This window comes from Rhizobium sp. BK538, from assembly GCF_014197575.1.
Taxonomy (GTDB): domain Bacteria; phylum Pseudomonadota; class Alphaproteobacteria; order Rhizobiales; family Rhizobiaceae; genus Rhizobium.
This window is the reverse complement of record NZ_JACIFT010000030.1, coordinates 35,274-52,907: the sequence shown is the minus strand read 5'-3', so window position 1 is coordinate 52,907 and position 17,634 is coordinate 35,274. Positions and strand designations below refer to the sequence as shown.

The 17,634-nt window shown below is 59.5% G+C and carries 20 protein-coding genes and 2 pseudogenes; 13 read left to right on the top strand and 9 right to left on the bottom strand.

Annotation, left to right across the window (positions count from 1 at the left end; translation table 11 throughout):
* Positions 1-360: 360 nt before the first annotated feature.
* Positions 361-1,959, bottom strand: a complete 1,599-nt coding sequence (locus FHX09_RS26835; RefSeq protein WP_183722944.1) for a DHA2 family efflux MFS transporter permease subunit — start codon at positions 1,957-1,959, stop codon at positions 361-363.
* Between the two features lie 38 nt (positions 1,960-1,997).
* The gene (locus FHX09_RS26830; protein ID WP_132594248.1) at positions 1,998-3,191 is read right to left on the bottom strand and encodes an HlyD family secretion protein; all 1,194 of its coding nucleotides are present in this window, start codon (positions 3,189-3,191) and stop codon (positions 1,998-2,000) included.
* A gap of 122 nt (positions 3,192-3,313) precedes the next feature.
* Between FHX09_RS26830 and FHX09_RS26825 the strand changes: the two genes are divergently transcribed.
* Both FHX09_RS26825 and FHX09_RS26820 read left to right on the top strand, forming a co-directional pair.
* Positions 3,314-3,967: a TetR/AcrR family transcriptional regulator gene (locus FHX09_RS26825; RefSeq protein ID WP_132594246.1), complete on the top strand. Its 654-nt coding sequence runs from the start codon at positions 3,314-3,316 to the stop codon at positions 3,965-3,967.
* 220 nt (positions 3,968-4,187) lie between these two features.
* Positions 4,188-4,838, top strand: a complete 651-nt coding sequence (locus FHX09_RS26820; protein ID WP_132594244.1) for a TetR/AcrR family transcriptional regulator — start codon at positions 4,188-4,190, stop codon at positions 4,836-4,838.
* A 46-nt stretch (positions 4,839-4,884) separates the two neighbouring features.
* On the opposite strand, the pseudogene FHX09_RS30150 reads toward FHX09_RS26820, so the two are convergent.
* Positions 4,885-5,007 (bottom strand): annotated as a pseudogene (locus tag FHX09_RS30150) (LysR family transcriptional regulator); the annotation flags it as partial.
* 306 nt (positions 5,008-5,313) lie between these two features.
* Here FHX09_RS30150 and FHX09_RS26810 point away from each other — a divergent pair.
* Positions 5,314-6,144: an alpha/beta hydrolase gene (locus FHX09_RS26810; protein ID WP_007792703.1), complete on the top strand. Its 831-nt coding sequence runs from the start codon at positions 5,314-5,316 to the stop codon at positions 6,142-6,144.
* 135 nt (positions 6,145-6,279) lie between these two features.
* Positions 6,280-7,218, top strand: coding sequence for an MBL fold metallo-hydrolase (locus tag FHX09_RS26805; RefSeq protein ID WP_165933196.1), 939 nt, complete (start codon positions 6,280-6,282; stop codon positions 7,216-7,218).
* Positions 7,219-7,230: 12 nt separating this feature from the next.
* Here FHX09_RS26805 and FHX09_RS26800 read toward each other — a convergent pair whose 3' ends face one another.
* Complete coding sequence (locus FHX09_RS26800; RefSeq protein WP_165933195.1) at positions 7,231-7,404, bottom strand: hypothetical protein; 174 nt, start codon at positions 7,402-7,404, stop codon at positions 7,231-7,233.
* 211 nt (positions 7,405-7,615) lie between these two features.
* Here FHX09_RS26800 and FHX09_RS26795 point away from each other — a divergent pair.
* Positions 7,616-7,869, top strand: a pseudogene (locus tag FHX09_RS26795) (DUF2188 domain-containing protein).
* Between the two features lie 2 nt (positions 7,870-7,871).
* Complete coding sequence (locus tag FHX09_RS26790; RefSeq protein WP_132594242.1) at positions 7,872-8,198, top strand: hypothetical protein; 327 nt, start codon at positions 7,872-7,874, stop codon at positions 8,196-8,198.
* A gap of 240 nt (positions 8,199-8,438) precedes the next feature.
* Here FHX09_RS26790 and FHX09_RS26785 read toward each other — a convergent pair whose 3' ends face one another.
* Both FHX09_RS26785 and ftsZ read right to left on the bottom strand, forming a co-directional pair.
* Entirely contained in the window at positions 8,439-8,636 is a 198-nt protein-coding gene (locus FHX09_RS26785) for a hypothetical protein (protein WP_132594240.1), read from the bottom strand.
* A gap of 229 nt (positions 8,637-8,865) precedes the next feature.
* On the bottom strand, positions 8,866-9,894 hold the full coding sequence (gene ftsZ / locus FHX09_RS26780; RefSeq protein ID WP_007792717.1) for a cell division protein FtsZ: 1,029 nt from the start codon (positions 9,892-9,894) through the stop codon (positions 8,866-8,868).
* Positions 9,895-10,090: 196 nt separating this feature from the next.
* Between ftsZ and FHX09_RS26775 the strand changes: the two genes are divergently transcribed.
* Positions 10,091-10,306: a hypothetical protein gene (locus FHX09_RS26775; protein WP_037117532.1), complete on the top strand. Its 216-nt coding sequence runs from the start codon at positions 10,091-10,093 to the stop codon at positions 10,304-10,306.
* A 70-nt stretch (positions 10,307-10,376) separates the two neighbouring features.
* A complete protein-coding gene (locus tag FHX09_RS26770) occupies positions 10,377-11,384 on the top strand; it encodes a 2-dehydropantoate 2-reductase (protein ID WP_132594238.1) in 1,008 nt (335 codons plus the stop codon).
* Positions 11,385-11,473: 89 nt separating this feature from the next.
* On the opposite strand, the gene FHX09_RS26765 is transcribed toward FHX09_RS26770, so the two are convergent.
* Positions 11,474-12,631, bottom strand: a complete 1,158-nt coding sequence (locus FHX09_RS26765) for an aminotransferase class I/II-fold pyridoxal phosphate-dependent enzyme (protein WP_132594236.1) — start codon at positions 12,629-12,631, stop codon at positions 11,474-11,476.
* A 210-nt stretch (positions 12,632-12,841) separates the two neighbouring features.
* Between FHX09_RS26765 and FHX09_RS26760 the strand changes: the two genes are divergently transcribed.
* The 5 genes from FHX09_RS26760 to aat all read left to right on the top strand — a co-directional run bounded on the left by FHX09_RS26760 (position 12,842) and on the right by aat (position 16,656).
* Positions 12,842-13,600 carry a DsbA family protein gene (locus FHX09_RS26760; protein ID WP_007792729.1) on the top strand — a complete coding sequence of 253 codons (759 nt, stop codon included), beginning with the start codon at positions 12,842-12,844 and terminating at the stop codon, positions 13,598-13,600.
* A gap of 144 nt (positions 13,601-13,744) precedes the next feature.
* The gene (aroQ, locus tag FHX09_RS26755) at positions 13,745-14,182 is read left to right on the top strand and encodes a type II 3-dehydroquinate dehydratase (RefSeq protein WP_007792731.1); all 438 of its coding nucleotides are present in this window, start codon (positions 13,745-13,747) and stop codon (positions 14,180-14,182) included.
* A 22-nt stretch (positions 14,183-14,204) separates the two neighbouring features.
* Positions 14,205-14,678, top strand: coding sequence for an acetyl-CoA carboxylase biotin carboxyl carrier protein (gene accB / locus FHX09_RS26750; protein WP_007792734.1), 474 nt, complete (start codon positions 14,205-14,207; stop codon positions 14,676-14,678).
* A gap of 10 nt (positions 14,679-14,688) precedes the next feature.
* The gene (gene accC, locus FHX09_RS26745) at positions 14,689-16,035 is read left to right on the top strand and encodes an acetyl-CoA carboxylase biotin carboxylase subunit (RefSeq protein WP_007792735.1); all 1,347 of its coding nucleotides are present in this window, start codon (positions 14,689-14,691) and stop codon (positions 16,033-16,035) included.
* 6 nt (positions 16,036-16,041) lie between these two features.
* Entirely contained in the window at positions 16,042-16,656 is a 615-nt protein-coding gene (gene aat / locus FHX09_RS26740; protein ID WP_007792737.1) for a leucyl/phenylalanyl-tRNA--protein transferase, read from the top strand.
* 3 nt (positions 16,657-16,659) lie between these two features.
* On the opposite strand, the gene FHX09_RS26735 is transcribed toward aat, so the two are convergent.
* Positions 16,660-17,085, bottom strand: a complete 426-nt coding sequence (locus tag FHX09_RS26735) for a DUF2155 domain-containing protein (protein WP_007792740.1) — start codon at positions 17,083-17,085, stop codon at positions 16,660-16,662.
* Positions 17,086-17,189: 104 nt separating this feature from the next.
* The gene (locus tag FHX09_RS26730; protein WP_007792741.1) at positions 17,190-17,588 is read right to left on the bottom strand and encodes an NADH:ubiquinone oxidoreductase subunit NDUFA12; all 399 of its coding nucleotides are present in this window, start codon (positions 17,586-17,588) and stop codon (positions 17,190-17,192) included.
* Positions 17,589-17,634 lie beyond the last annotated feature (46 nt).

Genomic DNA, 17,634 nt, shown 5'->3' with positions numbered 1-17,634 from the left:
CAGTCTGCCCGCTGTGGCCCGCTGATATCCCTCCGGCTCTATGTCGGAAAGCACGGCCTTCAGCCGCGACCTACACCACCTCCCGGGGCACGATCTTTTGGCGGACGAGTAATTACCTTTCCGGGCACTTCGGTGCCCGGAAAATGCCTCAAGGAACAAAACAGGAATCAACCCGAATGAGTGCGGTGGAAGGGCATGGCTGACGCGGTAATTGCAAACTGGGATGGTCGCGACTACCAGGTCCGGTCCTTCTGGATACATGCCTCTGGTCTACGCGACCCGGAGAAGCCTCTGTGTTGGGAGTAAACTATACGGATGGATGGTGGGCGGGGTGCGATGCCCCGCCACCAGCGGCTGCCGTCAATGGGCTCCAGCTCCTCCACCAGAGGTCCGCTGGGTCAGCAGCAAGGCGACTGCGGCGATGGCCAGAACGACGCCGATCACAGCGAAGGTGTCGCTGAAGCCCATGATCAGAGCCTGGCGCTTCACGGTCCTGCCGAGGGTTACGATCGCCTGCCCCGTCGCCTTTGCATGGTCGGAGACGCCATGCGACTGGAAGTATGCAGTGAGCGTATCGATGCGCTGGCGGACCTCATCCCTGCCCATCGTGATAGACTGCCCGATGATGTTCGAATGGAACTGTTCTCGCTTTGTCAGCACCGTTCCAAGCGTAGCCGTTCCGACGGCGCCACCAAGGTTACGCAGCATGTTCGTCAAGCCGGACGCAGCCGCAGCATCCTGGGGTGCGATCCCGCCTGTGGTGATGGCGGTGATCGGAGTAAGCACGAGAGCCTGCCCAATTGCGCGGACAATGTTCGGGATCCAGAATTGATCGCCAGCATTGTCAGCCGAAAGCAGGATATTCATAAAGCAGCTAATGGCGAAGATGCTGATACCGAGGAAGCCGATATAGCGAGCGTCGAAACGCTTCATCATGATCGGAACCAGCGGGATCAGCAACAACTGCGGCAACCCGGTCCATGCCAGGACATTGCCGATCTCCTGCGCGTTGTAGCGCTGCACCTGGCCCAGATACTGCGGCAGAATGTAGACCGTACCAAACAAGGCGACGCCGACCAGCACGTTGACGGCAACGCCAATGCCGAAGTTGCGCTGCTTTAGCAGGCGGAGCTTCACGAGCGGCTTCTCGACCTTCAGCTCGATCCAGATGAATGCAGCGAGGAACACGAAGGCGATGATGCTCAGCTTCACGATGAACGGCGACGAGAACCAGTCGTCCTTGTTGCCTTCCTCGAGGACGGTCTGCAGAGCTGCGAGTCCGATCGACATCGTTACGATCCCAGCCCAGTCGCCCTCGCGGAGAAGGCCAAGGCGCATCGGCTGCTTCTCGAGCGTAGCCGCAAGAGCGATCGCCATGATGGCGCTCGGGATCGTGTTGATGAAGAAAATGGCCTGCCATCCGTAGTTCTCGGTCAGATAGCCGCCGATGGTTGGGCCGATCGCGGGCGCGAAGGTGACCGAAAGTGCGAAGATGGCGAGACCGATGGGTTGCTGAGGCTTCGGCAGCTTGGTGAGAACCATGGTGAAGGCCATCGGGATCAGGATGCCGCCTGCGAAACCCTGCAGACCGCGCATGGCGATCATCGAGTTCAGGTCATGCGTGAAGGCGCAAGCCATCGAGAATAGCGGAAACAGGATCGTGTTGACCAGGATGTATCTCCTAAACGAGAACACGCTGCTGAAATACGCCGTCAGCGGAATGACAATGATCTCGCCGATCAGGTAGGAGGTCGAGATCCAGGCGCCGTTGTCGACGCCTGTCCCGATGCCTCCCTCGATGTCGAGGAGCGAGGCGTTTGTGATCTGGATGTTCAAAATGGCCATGAAGGCGCCGATCATCCCTGCGAGGACGGCGATCCATTCCTTCGCTCCGGCCTTCTGCGAGGCAGCCGGAGCCGCCATCGCCGCTGATGTCGGCAACGTTGCTACGTTAGACATGACTTGATCCTCCTGGATCCGGGCGATCGCCTCTAGGGCTACTCGTTGCCGACCTTGGTATCGATTGTGGGGGTTACGGACATGCCGGGACGAAGGTCGCCGGAAGCAACACTCTCGGCATCGATCACGATGCGGACCGGAATGCGCTGGACCACCTTCGTGAAGTTGCCAGTGGCATTGTCGGGAGGCAGAAGTGCAAACTCCTGACCGCTGGCCGGAGCAAGGCTGTCGACGCGGCCGTGGTAGACGCGGTCTGGGAACATGTCGACTTCGATATCGACTTCCTGTCCGGGCCGCACGTCGGTCAACTGCGTCTCCTTGTAGTTGGCGACCACGTAGGCTGCTTTCGTCGGAACGACCGTCATGAGCTGGGTACCAGCCTGCACGTACTGTCCGACACGCAGTGTCCGGTTGCCGACGACGCCGTCGATCGGAGCGACGATCTTCGAATACGAGAGGTTCAGTTCAGCCTGTCGCTGAACAGCTATATCACGTGCGAGCGCTGCCTCAGCCTGCGCAACCTCGGCCTTGAGGATGTCGACTTGCTTCGTCGCGCCTTCCAGGGCGGCAATGTCCCGAGCCGTGGTCGCCCGGTTCGCGGCAATCTGTGAGGATGCCTGCTGTGCAGTCTGGACCGGTGCGTAGCCATTGGTGGCGAGGCGAGTATAACGCTTGTCGTTTTGCTCGGCGAATGTCTCGTTGGCGCGATCCACTTCGATGGAAGCATGGGCGGCCGCTATGACTGACTGCTGTGTCACCAGGGCGGCCTTCTTCGCCTCGATCGTGGCGCGGGCTGCATCGACGTCGGCCTTGGCTTGGTCGAGTGCGGTGGCATAGTCACGGTCGTCGATGACGGCCAGCACGTCCCCTGCCGTTACGACCTGGTTGTCACCGACGAGTACCTTGGCCAGGTACCCAGCGATCTTCGGGGCGATGGCACTGTTGTCTGCCTTGATGTAGGCGTCGTCAGTCGACACCTCGAAGCGGCCGACTGTCCAGTAGTTGTGGCCATAGTAGGCGGCGCCGGCGATTACGGCAAGCAACGAGACGCCCATCACGAGCTTCTTGATGCCACCGCCCTTCCGTTCCGTGGCTACCGGGGCCGCGGGTGCGGCGGCCACTGGAGCGGCGGGTGCCGGACGGTTACCAGCATCAGCGGTAGGTGCCTCCGGGGCAGCCGGGGCGGCCTTGCGGTCGGACTTTCCGGTCAGCGCGATAACATTCTCATCCATCGATATCACTCCTGCTTTCGGTTGCCGTCGCTTGGGCCGCAGCCGCATTGCATTAAGGAAACTTGTTATTTTCCAAAATATGCCTTATCTAGCGGATGTCAACGATAATTTGGAAAATTTTCATGTTCCAAAATAAGAGCGACCATCCGAGGCATAGGGGGCGACCCAGATCGAGGTCCGACAAGGAGACGCGTGACCACATCGTTAGCGTCGCCGACGAAGGTTTCCGTAGCAGCGGTTATGCGAATTCCGCGATGAGCACGATCGCCCACGTATCGGGCATTTCCACGAAGACGATCTATCGCTTGTTCCCTGGAAAGGCTGAGCTACTTGCAGAGGTCATCTCTAGGCAGATCCATCGCTTCCTCATGGAGATCGATCTTGCGACACTGCGTGATCTGGATCTTCGCGAGGGCCTGACGCGGCTGATGACGACCTACGGGATTCTGACTCTGTCCGAAGATGCAGTGCGGATGGCGAAACTCGTTGTTGCAGAGTCCGCCAGATTTCCAGAGGTGAGCACCGCCTTCTATGACAGGGCCATCGTGCCGACGAACAAGATCATCGAATGCTGGCTAGGAGAACGCATGGAGACCGGCGAACTCTCGATTGACAGTCCGGTGGAAGCAAGCGGAATTCTTCGCGGTATGATGATCATGGAGCCCCAGAGAGCGTCACTCCTTCTGAAGCAGAGAGCAATGACGCCCGACGAGATCAGGCGCCGGGCGTCAGAGTGCGTCGATTGCTTTCTATGCGGACGGTTGAACGCTCAATGAAAAAAGTTAGCCCCCCGAAGACAACGGCATCTGACGCCTCCATCTCTAAACTTGGGTTCGATCCGGAGTTCTCTAGTATCGAGCTATCGAGAGCGGATCACGACTAGGCGTATGATCGAGCATCTGGGAGCGGTGCTTCGGCGACATAGCCTTTAGGAAACTTGAAGTTTTCCTAAATAAACGCTATGGTAATGGGGAAGCCAAAGATAGGAATTGGGGAATGCAGGAAGTAGTGCAGGCTGAGAAACGTTCGCGAGGACGTCCTAAGGAGAGATCCGACGAAGAGACCAAGGGCGTCATCATCGACGCTGCGAACGACCAATTCAAGAAGGCTGGCTACGCATCTGCGAGCATCAGTGCCATCGCGCAGACCGCGGGCGTATCGACGAAGACCCTCTATCGCCTGTTTCCGGCCAAGGCAGACCTCTTCTCCGACGTGATCTCAGCGAAAATCAGTCGATACTTCCTTGGCCTCAACGCCGAGAGCTTATCAGGGAACTCGCTCGTCGAGGGACTCGAGCGCCTCCTGATAGCGTACGGCAGATTGACGCTTTCTTCCGAAACCATCGTGATCACCCGGCTCGTCCTCAGCGAGTCAGACCGCTTCCCTGAACTTGCCGCCGTCTTCTACGAGCAGGCGATTCGCCGCACGAGCAAGACGATGGAGGAATGGCTGACCCGGCAGGTCGAACTGAAGCGCGTCGTCATCAAGGACGTTCCCACGGCGACGGGTATGCTCCGGGGCATGATGGCGATGGAACCGCAGCGCGCAATTATGCTCGGGCAGATCCCCGAAATCTCAGACGATGATATCGTGGCACGAGCTAGGGTCTGTGCGCGCATCTTCGTTGAAGGATGTGGTCACACATAAAAGTCAATTCCCTGCTCGTCACCGTGACACCCGTGGCTTGAGCAGGTTCCCGCTGCAGCGCCTGCACATCGTTGGAAAGCGGCGGCTGGGCAATATAGACCGTGGCCGCCGCCCGGCCAAAATGCGGTTCCTCTGCCACCGCGTCGAAATAGGAGAGCCATTCGTGCATCTTGACGTCGGCAGCATACGGGCTTGGCCCGCATGTCTCGGCAAGAATTCGTTCGAATATGGCGCTCACAAGTTCTTGCCTTTCCTGCGCCATCATTCTTCAAACCGGCATCTTCCATTCTGGATCATTTGCATCAAATTAGCGTTGGTTCGCGACGCCGCTAAAAGCCTCGTCATGTGCATGACGTAGCGTGGCAGCGGTGAGGAGCGGGCTCTGCCCGGGTGCCCGATGACATGGGCGCCGGAGGGAGGCTCACGTGTCTTTGCCGCCATCAAAGCAATCAATCCAGAAAGAGGGACCCTGATCATGCCATTCATCAAGACCACGGACGGAACCGAAATCTTCTACAAGGATTGGGGTCCGCTCGATGCCCAGCCCGTTGTTTTCCATCACGGCTGGCCGCTCAGCGCCGACGACTGGGATGCGCAGATGATGTTCTTTCTGGACAAAGGCTATCGTGTGATTGCCCATGACCGGCGCGGACATGGCCGTTCCAGCCAGACGTGGCAGGGCAACGAGATGGACACCTATGCGGCGGACCTCGCCGCGCTTACCGATGCGCTCGATCTGAAGAATGCGATCCACGTCGGCCACTCGACCGGCGGCGGCGAGGTCGCCCACTACGTCGCGCGCGCAAAGCCCGGCCGCGTCGCCAAGGCGGTGCTGATCGGCGCTGTGCCGCCGATCATGGTCAAGTCGGACAAGAACCCGGGCGGCCTGCCGCTCGAGGTTTTCGACGGCTTCCGCGCGGCGCTTGTCGCCAACCGCGCCCAGTTCTTCCTCGACATCCCGGCAGGTCCCTTCTACGGCTTCAATCGCCCGGGCGCTAAAGTCAGCCAGGGCGTCATCGAGAACTGGTGGCGGCAGGGGATGATGGGTGCCGCCAAGGCTCACTACGATTGCATCAAGGCGTTCTCCGAGACGGATTTCACCGAGGATCTGCAGCGGATCACGGTGCCGACGCTGGTCATGCACGGCGACGACGATCAGATCGTTCCCTATGCCGACTCGGCACCGCTTTCGGTAAAACTCCTGAAGCACGGCACGCTGAAGACCTATGCCGGCTTCCCGCATGGCATGTGCACCACGCATCCTGATGTCATCAACGCCGATCTGCTGGAATTCTTCCTGGACTGAGATGGAGGATCATTCGCCCGGCTCTATACGGACCGGCGATCGTATGACGGATGAATACCGTTCGAACATTCGCAGGCGGATCCCTTGGGGACCCGCCTGCCGCACACCAGCATCTGCTCATCAAAGGAGACGCTCGTGACCTCACGAGATACCATTCCGAGCGGGTTGTCCCGACGCGACCTGCTGAAGCTGACGGCTGCCGCAGTGGCGATGCTTGCCTCACGCAACGCGATTGCAGCCGACTTCCACCGCTTCCAGCACAGCACGTTCGACATTACCGTCGTCAGCGACGGCTTCCTGACACTTCCCGCGGAGATTCTGCTTCCCGATGCCATGCCCGAGGAGCGCCAGGCGATCATGCAGCGGCTGGGCGGTAGTTCGGCGGTCGCCCCCGTTCAGGCCAACATTCCGCTGATCCGCCATGGCAACGACCTGATCCTCATCGATACCGGATCCGGCAGCCATTTCCAGGCAAGCGCCGGCAAACTGGCGGCGAACCTGCAATCACTCGGCATCGCGCCGGAAGCGATCACCAAGGTCGTTTTCACCCACGCCCATCCGGATCACTCCGGCGCCACGACCACCGCCAATGGCAAGGTGCTCTATCCGAACGCGCAGTATTTCGTCAGCGAAGCAGAGTGGAGCTTCTGGACCGACAAGGACTACGAGACGCACATGCCATCCGCGCTTCATGACTTTGCACGCGGTGCGCAGCGTGACCTGTTTGCCGTCAAGGACAGGCTGACGCTGGTGCGGCCCGATCAGGAGATCATTCCAGGGATGCGGATCGTGCAAACCCGCGGGCATACACCGGGCCATGTCTCAATCGAACTGGCTGGAGACGGCGACCTTTTGATCACAGGCGACTCCTGCACCAACGACGTGATCTTCTTTGAGCATCCCGCGTGGCATTTCGGCTTCGATACCGAGCCGGAGATCGCGCTGAAGACCCGTCAAACGCTGTTGGATCGTGCCGCGACCGACAAGCTCAAGATGCTCGGCTATCACTGGAGCTACCCGGGCGTCGGCTATGCTGAACGAAAGGATGCGTCCTACCGGTTTGTCTCGGCGTAGGTTTCGAAGCGGTTACTGCGCGTCGGCGGCTTCTGCCGGCGCGGCCGCCGACTGCGGCAGTTCTTCCGCAATCTCTTCGGCAACGGCTGCGAGATCGAGGTTCCCCCAGATCGACGCTGACTGGCGACGCTCCGTGCGACGGGATGATTTGACTTCGACGATGAACGGCTTCGACTGAGCGCGCATGGGGTTCCTATTGAAAGGCGTTGAACGAATCCATCAACGCCTCAAGCCTACGAAGCGTTCCGCGCTCGCGCAAGATCGCACCTCCCGCTGAATCCAGCCCCACACAGGCCAGGCACCGAGGAAACAAGCATGGGGCGAGCTCCGTTGCAGTTATTCAATCTGCGTGGAGCCCCATGCAAATTCCTGCGAAAAGTTCTTGAAGGAAAGATCGATGTCGATTACCTACCACGTCGCCGAACATGATGGCGCCTGGGCTTACGGCCTGGACGATGTCTGGTCGGAAACTTTCCCAACTCACGAGAAGCACTGGCAGCGGCCAAACACGCCGCAGAGCGACAACAGCTCGGTGGCCAGGATGCGGACATTACATATCAGCGTGCAAACGGCAGCTGGACAACGGAACGGTCGAACGGAGGCGACCGCCCCGAAGCCGATGTCGTCGATGACGCCAAGGAAAAAGACTAGGAATGACCATTAAAGAACGTTTTCTGAAGCAGCAGCATGCCTGGATGCTCAGCGCCTGCTATTCCCGCAAACATCCTGACTTCCATCGCTTTGGCGGCGTCGATGTTTCGATCTCCCCCCGCTGGAAAGACAGCGTTGAAACCTTCGTCAATGATATGATCGACACCCTGCCGCGCAGCCTCTCCGAACGCCGGATGGCGCTGAGAAACCCGCGCCGCCCGTTCGAGCCCGGCAATGTGGAATGGGTGTTCGCAAGCAAGCACTACGGCCTTCGCGCTCCTGATGGCACGCGGCCCGACATGGCGGACGCTCGTTTCCGCCGAGCGTAAGACGCTTCTGTACAGATCACATCCTTCGCCGGCGGAAGCTCCCCCAGAGGCTTCTTTTGCCGGCGAATTATTTTAGGGGCCTCAGATGCCAAATCCGGTGCCCCCTTGGCCTGCCCTCGCCCAGATCAATGTCACCAGCCAGTGATACCATGCAGGCAGCTTACCCTGCCCGTCCGTTGAATGTCGCAGTCCCGTCAGCGCGGTTGGCCACGCTGATATGCTACGCCACAGGCCCGATCGTTACCGGTGCTGCGCGTTTTTCGTCACCACAATCACAACAATTCCGACGATCGCGGCAAGAGCGCCCCAATAGACCCAAGGCGTCTGGTTGATCATGAAACTTTCTTCGGGATAGGGAAAATAGCCGCTGCCCTGCCCCATCCAGACCACTCCGATCAGGATGAGCAGACCGGCAGCAAAATAGCCAAACTTCACCATTCGATGTCCTCCATCACCAGCTGCGCGATGCCCGTTTCGCCCGCCGCTCTGGTTCTGCAGGCGTCGGTGCTACGGAGGCGACCTTACGCCTTCGGGAAATCGGCCGCGAGGCTCGTTCGCGCCATTCCTCGATCTGCGCCAGCCGCTGGCGCAACGGCAACACCACACCGAAACGACATCAATCTGGAAAGCCCGCGCGCCCGATCGGACACGCAGGCGATAGGACGGTTTACTGCAGCGTACGCGTCTGCATGTCCTGGCCGAGTGCCACGCCCTGATGGGCCTGCGTTCCAACTGCCACCCCGTCGAGGCCTGTCGCCACGACCGAGACGCGGAACTTGCCGTCGAGGTTGCGGTCGAAGATCGCGCCAACGACGATATCGGCCTCATCCTGAACCTCGTCGCGGATGCGGCTTGCCGCTTCGTCCACTTCGAAGAGTGTCATGTCGGTGCCGCCGGAGATCGAGATCAGAACACCCCTGGCGCCCTTCATCGAAATATCGTCGAGCAGCGGATTGGCGATCGCAGCCTCGGCTGCCTTCATCGCACGCCCCTCGCCCGAAGCCTCGCCGGTACCCATCATCGCCCGACCCATGCCGCGCATCACGGATTTCACGTCCGCGAAGTCGAGATTGATCAGGCCTTCCTTGACGATCAGGTCGGTGATGCAGCCGACACCGGCATAAAGCACGCGGTCGGCGGTCATGAAGGCGTCCGCGAACGTGGTCTTCGCATCGGCGATGCGGAAAAGATTCTGGTTCGGGATGACGATCACCGTATCGGCCGCCTCGCGGAGCGCCTCGATACCGACATCGGCTGTCTTCATGCGGCGGTTGCCTTCAAAGGTGAAGGGCTTAGTAACCACTCCGACCGTGAGGATGCCGGCGTTGCGGGCGGCTTGGGCAATAACAGGTGCAGCCCCCGTTCCGGTGCCGCCCCCCATGCCTGCGGTGACGAAGCACATATGCGAGCCAGCCAGATGATCCATGATCTCATCGATCGATTCTTCGGCGGCTGCGCGACCGACTTCCGGCAGCGAACCGGCCCCCAGCCCTTCGGTTATATGCGCGCCAAGCTGTATGCGGCGGGATGCCTTTGATGTCGCCAGCACCTGCGCATCCGTATTGGCCGCGATGAAATCGACGCCTTCGAGATTTTCCGCTATCATGTTATTGATCGCATTGCCGCCGCCGCCGCCGACGCCAATTACTGTAATTCTCGGTCGCATTTCGGAAATCCCGTTCTTGGCGTTCGTCATCGCAATCTCCTTCGTGCGTTTTTGTCATGGCTCCGCCTCTTGTCGGGAACCGAATCGAGCATCAGCCTAGCCGCGCAACAAGGCAGAGCCGGGGCGAAAGAACAAGATGACACCGTCTGAAACTTTATCCGGAACCTTTTTTGCCCTCGCGCTTTATTTTGAATCGTCCCCTGCCAGAGAGAGGAGTACCGTGCAGATGCCTACGCCCGCCACCCGCCAGTCAGTTACGCCTCCAAACGAGCATATTCTTACCGCCCAAGAGGCCCTGGAACCGCTGTTCCTCAAGATCGAAGAGGAGGCCGAGGTCCGGATGATCGGCGCCGCCATTCGCGCGGGCTGGTCTGCGGAAGATGCGGTGGCAGCCATCGACGAGCTTCGCCGCAACGAACTTCTTCCCGGCAGCGGTCACTAAAAAATCATTCGCCTTGAGGAAGGGATGACCTAAGTTCTGCGCGACCCACCAATCGCGGAAAGATCATCGCATGTCCCTCAAGAATATCTGCATCTTCGGCGCCGGTGCACTCGGCGGCGCGATCGCCGCCAAGCTTGCCTTATCTCTCGGCGCAGAGGCAACGGTTTCGGTCGTTGCCCGCCGCGCTCATCTCGCGGCCATCCGAAGCGATGGGTTGCGCCTCATTGAGGCCGGTGTAGAAGCACCCGTCACCGTCAATCTGACAGCTACCGACGATCCGAGGGAACTGCCGCCGCAGGATCTCGTCATCACCGGGCTGAAGGGCCATCAGCTCAGCGCCGCCGCAGAGGGAATCGACCATCTGCTGAAAGATAGCGCACGCGTCATGATGATCCTCAACGGCATTCCGTGGTGGTATTTTCATCGCGACCAGGACAGCGGGCATGCGGAACGGCAGTTCGACGAGCTCGATGAGGATGGCAAGCTTTGGCGCCTTGTCGGTCCGCAGCGCGTGGTCGGCTGCGTCGCCCACCAGGGCGCCGAAGTCAGCAAGCCAGGCGAGATCAGGCTTAGCAACAAAGGCCACTTTATTCTCGGCGAGCCCTCCGGCGAGATCACTGCAGATTTGCGCGACATCGAAGTGCTCCTGCAGCGCGCCGATATCGGTGTGAGACTCTCGAGCCGCATCCGCGACGATATCTGGAGCAAGCTGATGGGCAACGCCTCCTTCAACCCGATCAGCGCGCTGACGCGATCATTGATGTCCGATCTGATGGCGGATGCCGCGATCACCGACCAGATCGGCAAGGTTATGAAGGAGGTAAAGGCTGTTGGAGAGGCACTTGGCGCGAATGTCGGGATGTCCGTCGAGCAGCGATTGGAACAGGCCCGGCAAATCGGGCCGGTTCGCACCTCCATGCTGCAAGACCTCCTGGCGGGGAAGTCGCTGGAGATTACCCCGCTGGTGGGAATGGTCGTTTCACTGGGCCGCCTGACCGCAACGCCGACACCGGTTTCCGAAACGATCCTGGCGCTGGTGTCGCAGCTTGACCGGGAGAATTGCCGACCGGTGAAGTGAGTGCGCGAACGGTCGAGCGGCTTGCTGCCTTCTAGTGAGCCGCTCAGAAATTGATTTAGGGAGCCTCCACAACTACCTAGGATATAGAATTATTGCAACCACGCTGCAATGCGCTCGACTGCTTCAACGATCTGTGCCTCGGAGCCGGCGTAGGACATGCGCATCGACCTATTGCCTTCCAGCGGATCAAAATCCAGACCCGGCGTCGCGGCGACGTTGATCTCTGCCAGCATCCGTTTGGCGAACGCCATGCTGTCATTGGTGAAGCGCGATACGTCGACATAGGCATAAAAGGCACCATCCATCGGCGAGGCAATGGACAGGCCGATTTCCGGCAGGCGCTTCAGCAGAAACTCGCGGTTGGCGGCGTAGCTTGCCTTGTAGACATCGAGTTCCGCGGTCGCGCTGAGCGCTGCCGTCGCGGCGATCTGCGAGAGTTCGGGCGGCGAGATGTAGAGGCTTTGCGCGACACGCTCGATGGGGCGCACCAGCCGCTCGGGCAGCACCATCCAGCCGATGCGCCAGCCGGTCATGCAATAATATTTGGAGAAGGAGTTGATGACGATCGCCTCGTCGGTCAATTCCAGCGTGCTGGTCTCTTCGCCGGCAAAAGTCAGCCCGTGATAGATTTCGTCTGAAATGAACGCGATCGAATTCGCCGCGCAATAGTCGGCCAACGCCTTCAGTCCCTGGCGAGCGGTCACCGTGCCAGTGGGGTTGGCGGGGCTCGCCAGCAGCACGCCCTTCAGTCTGACGTTGTTTGCAGTTTGGGCAGCCTCCAGGCTCTCGGGTGTTAACGTGAAATGCGTGTCGGCAGTCACCGGTACCTCGATCACCCTAAGCCCAAGAGCCCCGAGAATGTTGCGGTAGGCAGGATAGCCCGGCCGGGCGATGGCGACCGCGTCTCCGGCATCAAACAGCGAGAGAAAGGCAAGGTTGAAGCCGGCGGAAGAACCGGTGGTTATCGCGATGCGCGCCGGATCGATTTCCAGCCCGTGACGGTTGCGATAGTGCCCGGCCAGCGCATGTTTCAGCCTCGCCGTGCCGAGCGCGTCCGTATAGCCGATCCTGCCCTCGACGAGCGCTGCCTGCGCGGCCTCCAGAGCAGCGCGTGGCGCCGGATGGGAGGGCTGTCCGACAGCCATGGATATGACCGGGTGACCGCTCGCTCGCCGCTTTGTCGCTTCGGCCAGAACATCCATGGCATGGAAGGGCTCGACTTCACTGCGTTGGGAAATGGAAAACAAGATCGCTTCTCTCTAACTTTGCTTGCGGCCAGACAATTGCCGCAATAATCGGATCATCACAATCCCGCGATTGAACAGCGGATGCGAAAATTCTTGTTTGAAGACGACCGGACGCACCATAATTTGACGGCATCTGATTTCCGCCGTTAACCGGGCAGTGTTATCCGGCGCCTAGAACGATGCATACGAACTGCTGATAACGAGGATATAATGGCCATACTTCCGAAAATCTTCACCGCACTGGCGCTGACTGCCTCGGTGGCAACGGCCTACCCGGCATCGGCGCTCGATGAAGCGCAGAAGAAGGAGTTCGGCGAGTTCATCAAGCAGTATCTGATCGAAAATCCGGAGATCATGCTGGATGTTCAGGATGCCCTGCAGAAGAAGCAGGAGCAGGCGCGCCTCGTCAAAGCCAATGCGGTGATTGCTGACAACAAGTCAACGATCTTCGATTCGAAGTATGACATGACGATCGGCAACCCGAAGGGCGACATCACGATCGTCGAGTTCTTCGATTACAATTGCGGCTATTGCCGACACGCACTTTCCGACATGCAGACGATGCTCGAAAAGGACAAGAATGTCCGCTTCGTGCTCAAGGAATTCCCGATCCTCGGCCCGGAATCGGTCGCCGCCCACAAGGTGTCCGATGCGTTCCGCAAGCTGGCGCCGGAAAAGTATAGCGAGTTCCATATCGCGCTTCTCAGCAGTGATGGCCGCGCCGACGAAGCGAGCGCAATTGAAGTCGCCGGGTCGCTTGGCGTCAGCGAAAAGCAAATCCGTGACGAGATGGCCAAGAGCTCCAGCGATGCCTCCGTGAAGGAGACCTATCAACTTGCCCAGAGCCTCGGCATCACCGGTACACCGTCCTACGTGATCGGCAACGAACTGGTTCAGGGCGCAGTCGGTTTCGATGATCTCGAAACCAAGGTCAAGAACATGCGCGCCTGCGGTAAGACGAGTTGTTGAGACGACGCCCATCAAATCGCCAAAATCGAAGCGTTTCAGCCATGTGGACAAATGTGGCGCGATTCGGGCTGCGTTTCCCAAAGGGCTTTCATTAGGTTCGTTGGGAGTCTATAGGTTGCCGTCTCGCACTTGATGGAACACTCGATGACGCAAACGATATTCGTCCTGAACGGGCCCAACTTGAACATGCTCGGCAAAAGAGAGCCGGGCATCTATGGGGGCAAGACGCTTCAGGATATCGAGGCGGATTGCAAGGCGGCTGGGCGTGAGCTCGGTTTCGATATCGATTTTCGCCAGAGCAATCACGAAGGTATGCTCGTCGACTGGTTTCACGAAGCAAACGACAAGGCCGTTGGCGTGGCGATCAACGCCGGAGCCTACACGCATACGTCGGTCGCGCTCCACGACGCAATTCGCGCTATTTCCATTCCGGTGATAGAGCTTCATATCTCCAACGTCCACGCGCGAGAAGAATTCCGCCACAAGTCGATGATTGCGCCTGCGGTTAAGGGCGTCATCTGCGGCTTCGGGCCTCATAGTTATATTCTAGCGCTGCATGCGCTGAAGAATCTCACGGCATAAGAAGAACACAGGGCAAACACTCATGGCTGAGAAGAAAAACGGTATCGACCAGGCACTGATCCGCGACCTCGCGAACATCCTCAACGATACGGATCTGACGGAAATCGAAGTCGAGCAGGACGATCTGCGAATTCGCGTTTCGCGCGCCGGCAACACCCAGTACGTCCAGGCTCCGATCGGCGCGCCTGCATTTGCCGCCGCAGCGCCGGTCGCTGCAGCTCCAGCCGCCGCCGCGGCGCCTGCGGCTCCCGCGCGCAACCCTGCCAACACCGTTAGCGCTCCGATGGTCGGCACGGCCTACATGGCTCCGGCTCCGGGCGCGCGTCCCTTCATCGAGCTCGGCGCCACCGTCAAGGAAGGTCAGACGCTGATCATCATCGAAGCGATGAAGACCATGAACCAGATCCCTTCGCCGAAGTCCGGCAAGGTCACCGAAATCCTCGTCGAGGACGGAAGCCCCGTCGAATACGGCCAAGCCCTCGTCGTCATCGAATAAGGCGAGCGTCATGGTCTCGAAAATCCTCATCGCCAACCGCGGGGAAATCGCGCTTCGCGTGCTGCGCGCATGCAAAGAGCTCGGCATTCCTTGCGTCGTGGTTCACTCGACTGCCGACGCCGATGCCATGCATGTGCGCCTTGCCGACGAAAGCGTCTGCATTGGCCCGCCGCCCTCGCGCGAAAGCTATCTGAACATTCATCAGATCGTGGCCGCCTGCGAAATCACGGGTGCCGATGCCGTGCATCCGGGATACGGATTCCTGTCCGAAAACGCCAAGTTTGCGGAAATCCTGGAAGCGCATGGCATCACGTTCATTGGCCCGACGGCGGAACATATCCGCCTCATGGGCGACAAGATCACCGCCAAGACAACGGCGCAGGAGCTCGGTATCCCTGTCGTTCCGGGGTCCGATGGCGAGGTCAAGACCGAGGAAGACGCACTGCGTACTGCCGCTGAAATCGGCTATCCAGTGCTGATCAAGGCAACCGCAGGCGGCGGTGGCCGCGGTATGAAGGTTGCCAAGTCCGAGGCCGACCTGATCGAAGCCTGGTCGACGGCCCGTACCGAAGCGGCAGCCGCTTTCGGCAACGATGCCGTCTACATGGAAAAGTACCTCGGCAAGCCGCGCCACATCGAAATCCAGGTGTTCGGCGATGGCGAAGGCAATGCGATCCATCTCGGCGAACGCGATTGCTCGCTGCAGCGCCGCCATCAGAAGGTCTGGGAAGAAGCCAACTCCCCGGCCCTGAACGTCGAGCAGCGAATGAAGATCGGCCAGGTCTGCGCCGATGCCATGAAGAAGCTGAAGTATCGCGGCGCCGGCACGATCGAGTTCCTGTATGAGAACGGCGAGTTCTATTTCATCGAAATGAACACCCGTCTGCAGGTGGAACATCCGATTACCGAGGCAATTACCGGCATCGATCTGGTCCACGAGCAGATTCGCGTTGCTTCCGGCGGCGGGCTCTCCGTCAAGCAGGAAGAGATCAACTTCCACGGCCATGCCATCGAGTGCCGCATCAACGCCGAGGACGCGCGTACGTTCGTGCCCTCTCCGGGCACGATCACGCACTTCCATGCGCCGGGTGGTCTTGGGGTTCGCGTCGATAGCGGCGCCTACCAGGGCTACAAGATCCCGCCTTACTATGACAGCCTCATCGGCAAGCTCATCGTATTCGGTCGCACGCGTGTCGAATGCATGATGCGTCTGCGTCGCGCGCTGGACGAGTTTGTCGTGGACGGCATCAAGACCACGCTTCCGTTGTTCCAAGATCTGGTGGACAATCAAGACATCGCCAACGGCGACTATGATATCCATTGGCTGGAAAACTATCTGGCCAAAAAACCGGCGTAACAGAGAATGGCAGGATCGCGCAGGAAGTCTCCAGGCATAACACCGGAAATCCTCCTGCGCGCCTACTCTATCGGCCTCTTTCCGATGGCCGAATCGGCTGATGACCCAGAGATATTCTGGGTCGAGCCCGATCTTCGCGGTGTCCTGCCGCTTGATGAATTCCACGTTTCCAAAAGCCTCGCCAAGACGATCCGGCGCAAGCCTTTCGACATCCGCTTCAACCACGATTTCGATGCGGTGATCGCAGCCTGCGCGGCGGAGACCGGGGACAGGCCGAGCACCTGGATCAATCAAACGATCAAGACGCTTTATTCCACGCTGCATCGCATCGGCCACGCGCACTCGGTCGAGGCATGGGACGGTGACGAGCTTGTCGGCGGATTATACGGAGTGTCGCTGGGTTCGGCGTTCTTCGGCGAAAGCATGTTCTCACGTCGGACGGACGCTTCGAAGATCTGCCTCGTTCATCTCGTGGAACGGCTGCGGACCAAGGGGTTTACCCTGCTCGATACACAGTTTACGACCGAGCACCTAAAGACTTTCGGAGCCATCGATGTTCCGAAGGATGAGTACGCTCACATACTCGCGGCAGCAATTGAATCACCGCACCTGGAATTTTGAGAATTAGTTGGCTGCCTTGTCGGGCGCGGGCACGTCCGAGTTCTGCTTGCAGTCCTTCAGCCAGACGTCATAGATCGGATGCTCGACGGCATTGAGGCCGGGGCTGTCGGCAAACATCCAGCCGGTGAAGATGCGGCGGATCTTGCGGTCGAGCGTAATCTCGTCGACTTCCACAAAACCATCTATCTTCTGCGCTTCGGCCTGATCGCGCGAATAGCAGGCCTTAGGTGTCACCTGCAGCGCGCCGAACTGCACGGTCTCGTTGACATAGACATCGAACGTCGTGATGCGGCCGGTGATCTTGTCGAGGCCGGAGAAAACAGCGACCGAGTTCTCGATGCGCGCAGCGGAGGCGACCTGCGGCAGAAGGCCAAGCGCCAGGGAGAGCCCGGCGGCACGCAGGAGATTCTTCCGCGTGAAAAGCTTCATATCTGCCCGTCTCCACAGCATCTTGAAATCGAAGGCCGCAATCGCTGCGGCCATTCTGCGGGTAATGGTCAATTGTGGCCAAAAGCGGGGCCGGCGGGGCCTGCTCAGTTGCCAGGTGTCCAGGCATCGTAGTCGCCCGTAACCCGCGGACGTTCGCCAGGAACGACCAATGATCCAGGCGGGCGATAAGCCTGCGGCGAACCCGTCGGGTTTGCGCGATGCGGCTTCTGCCATTCCTTGGCGACGTAGTTTTCCTGGCTCGGAGGAACGTTCGTGCGGTGGTGCATCCAGCCGTGCCAACCCGGGGGAATTGCGGAGGCTTCGGCATAGCCCTTATAGATCACCCAACGCTTCGGAAGGCCGTAGGACGACATGCCACCTTCGTAATAAACGTTGCCCAATTCGTCTTCACCGACGCGCTTACCGAAACGCCATGTCGCAAAACGCGTACCGATCGTCTGACCGTTCCACCAGGTGAAGATTTGCACGAGGAGATTCTTCATGTCTTTTCCTTGAGCTAGCCGGACGGCGAGCGGGACCAGAATTTGA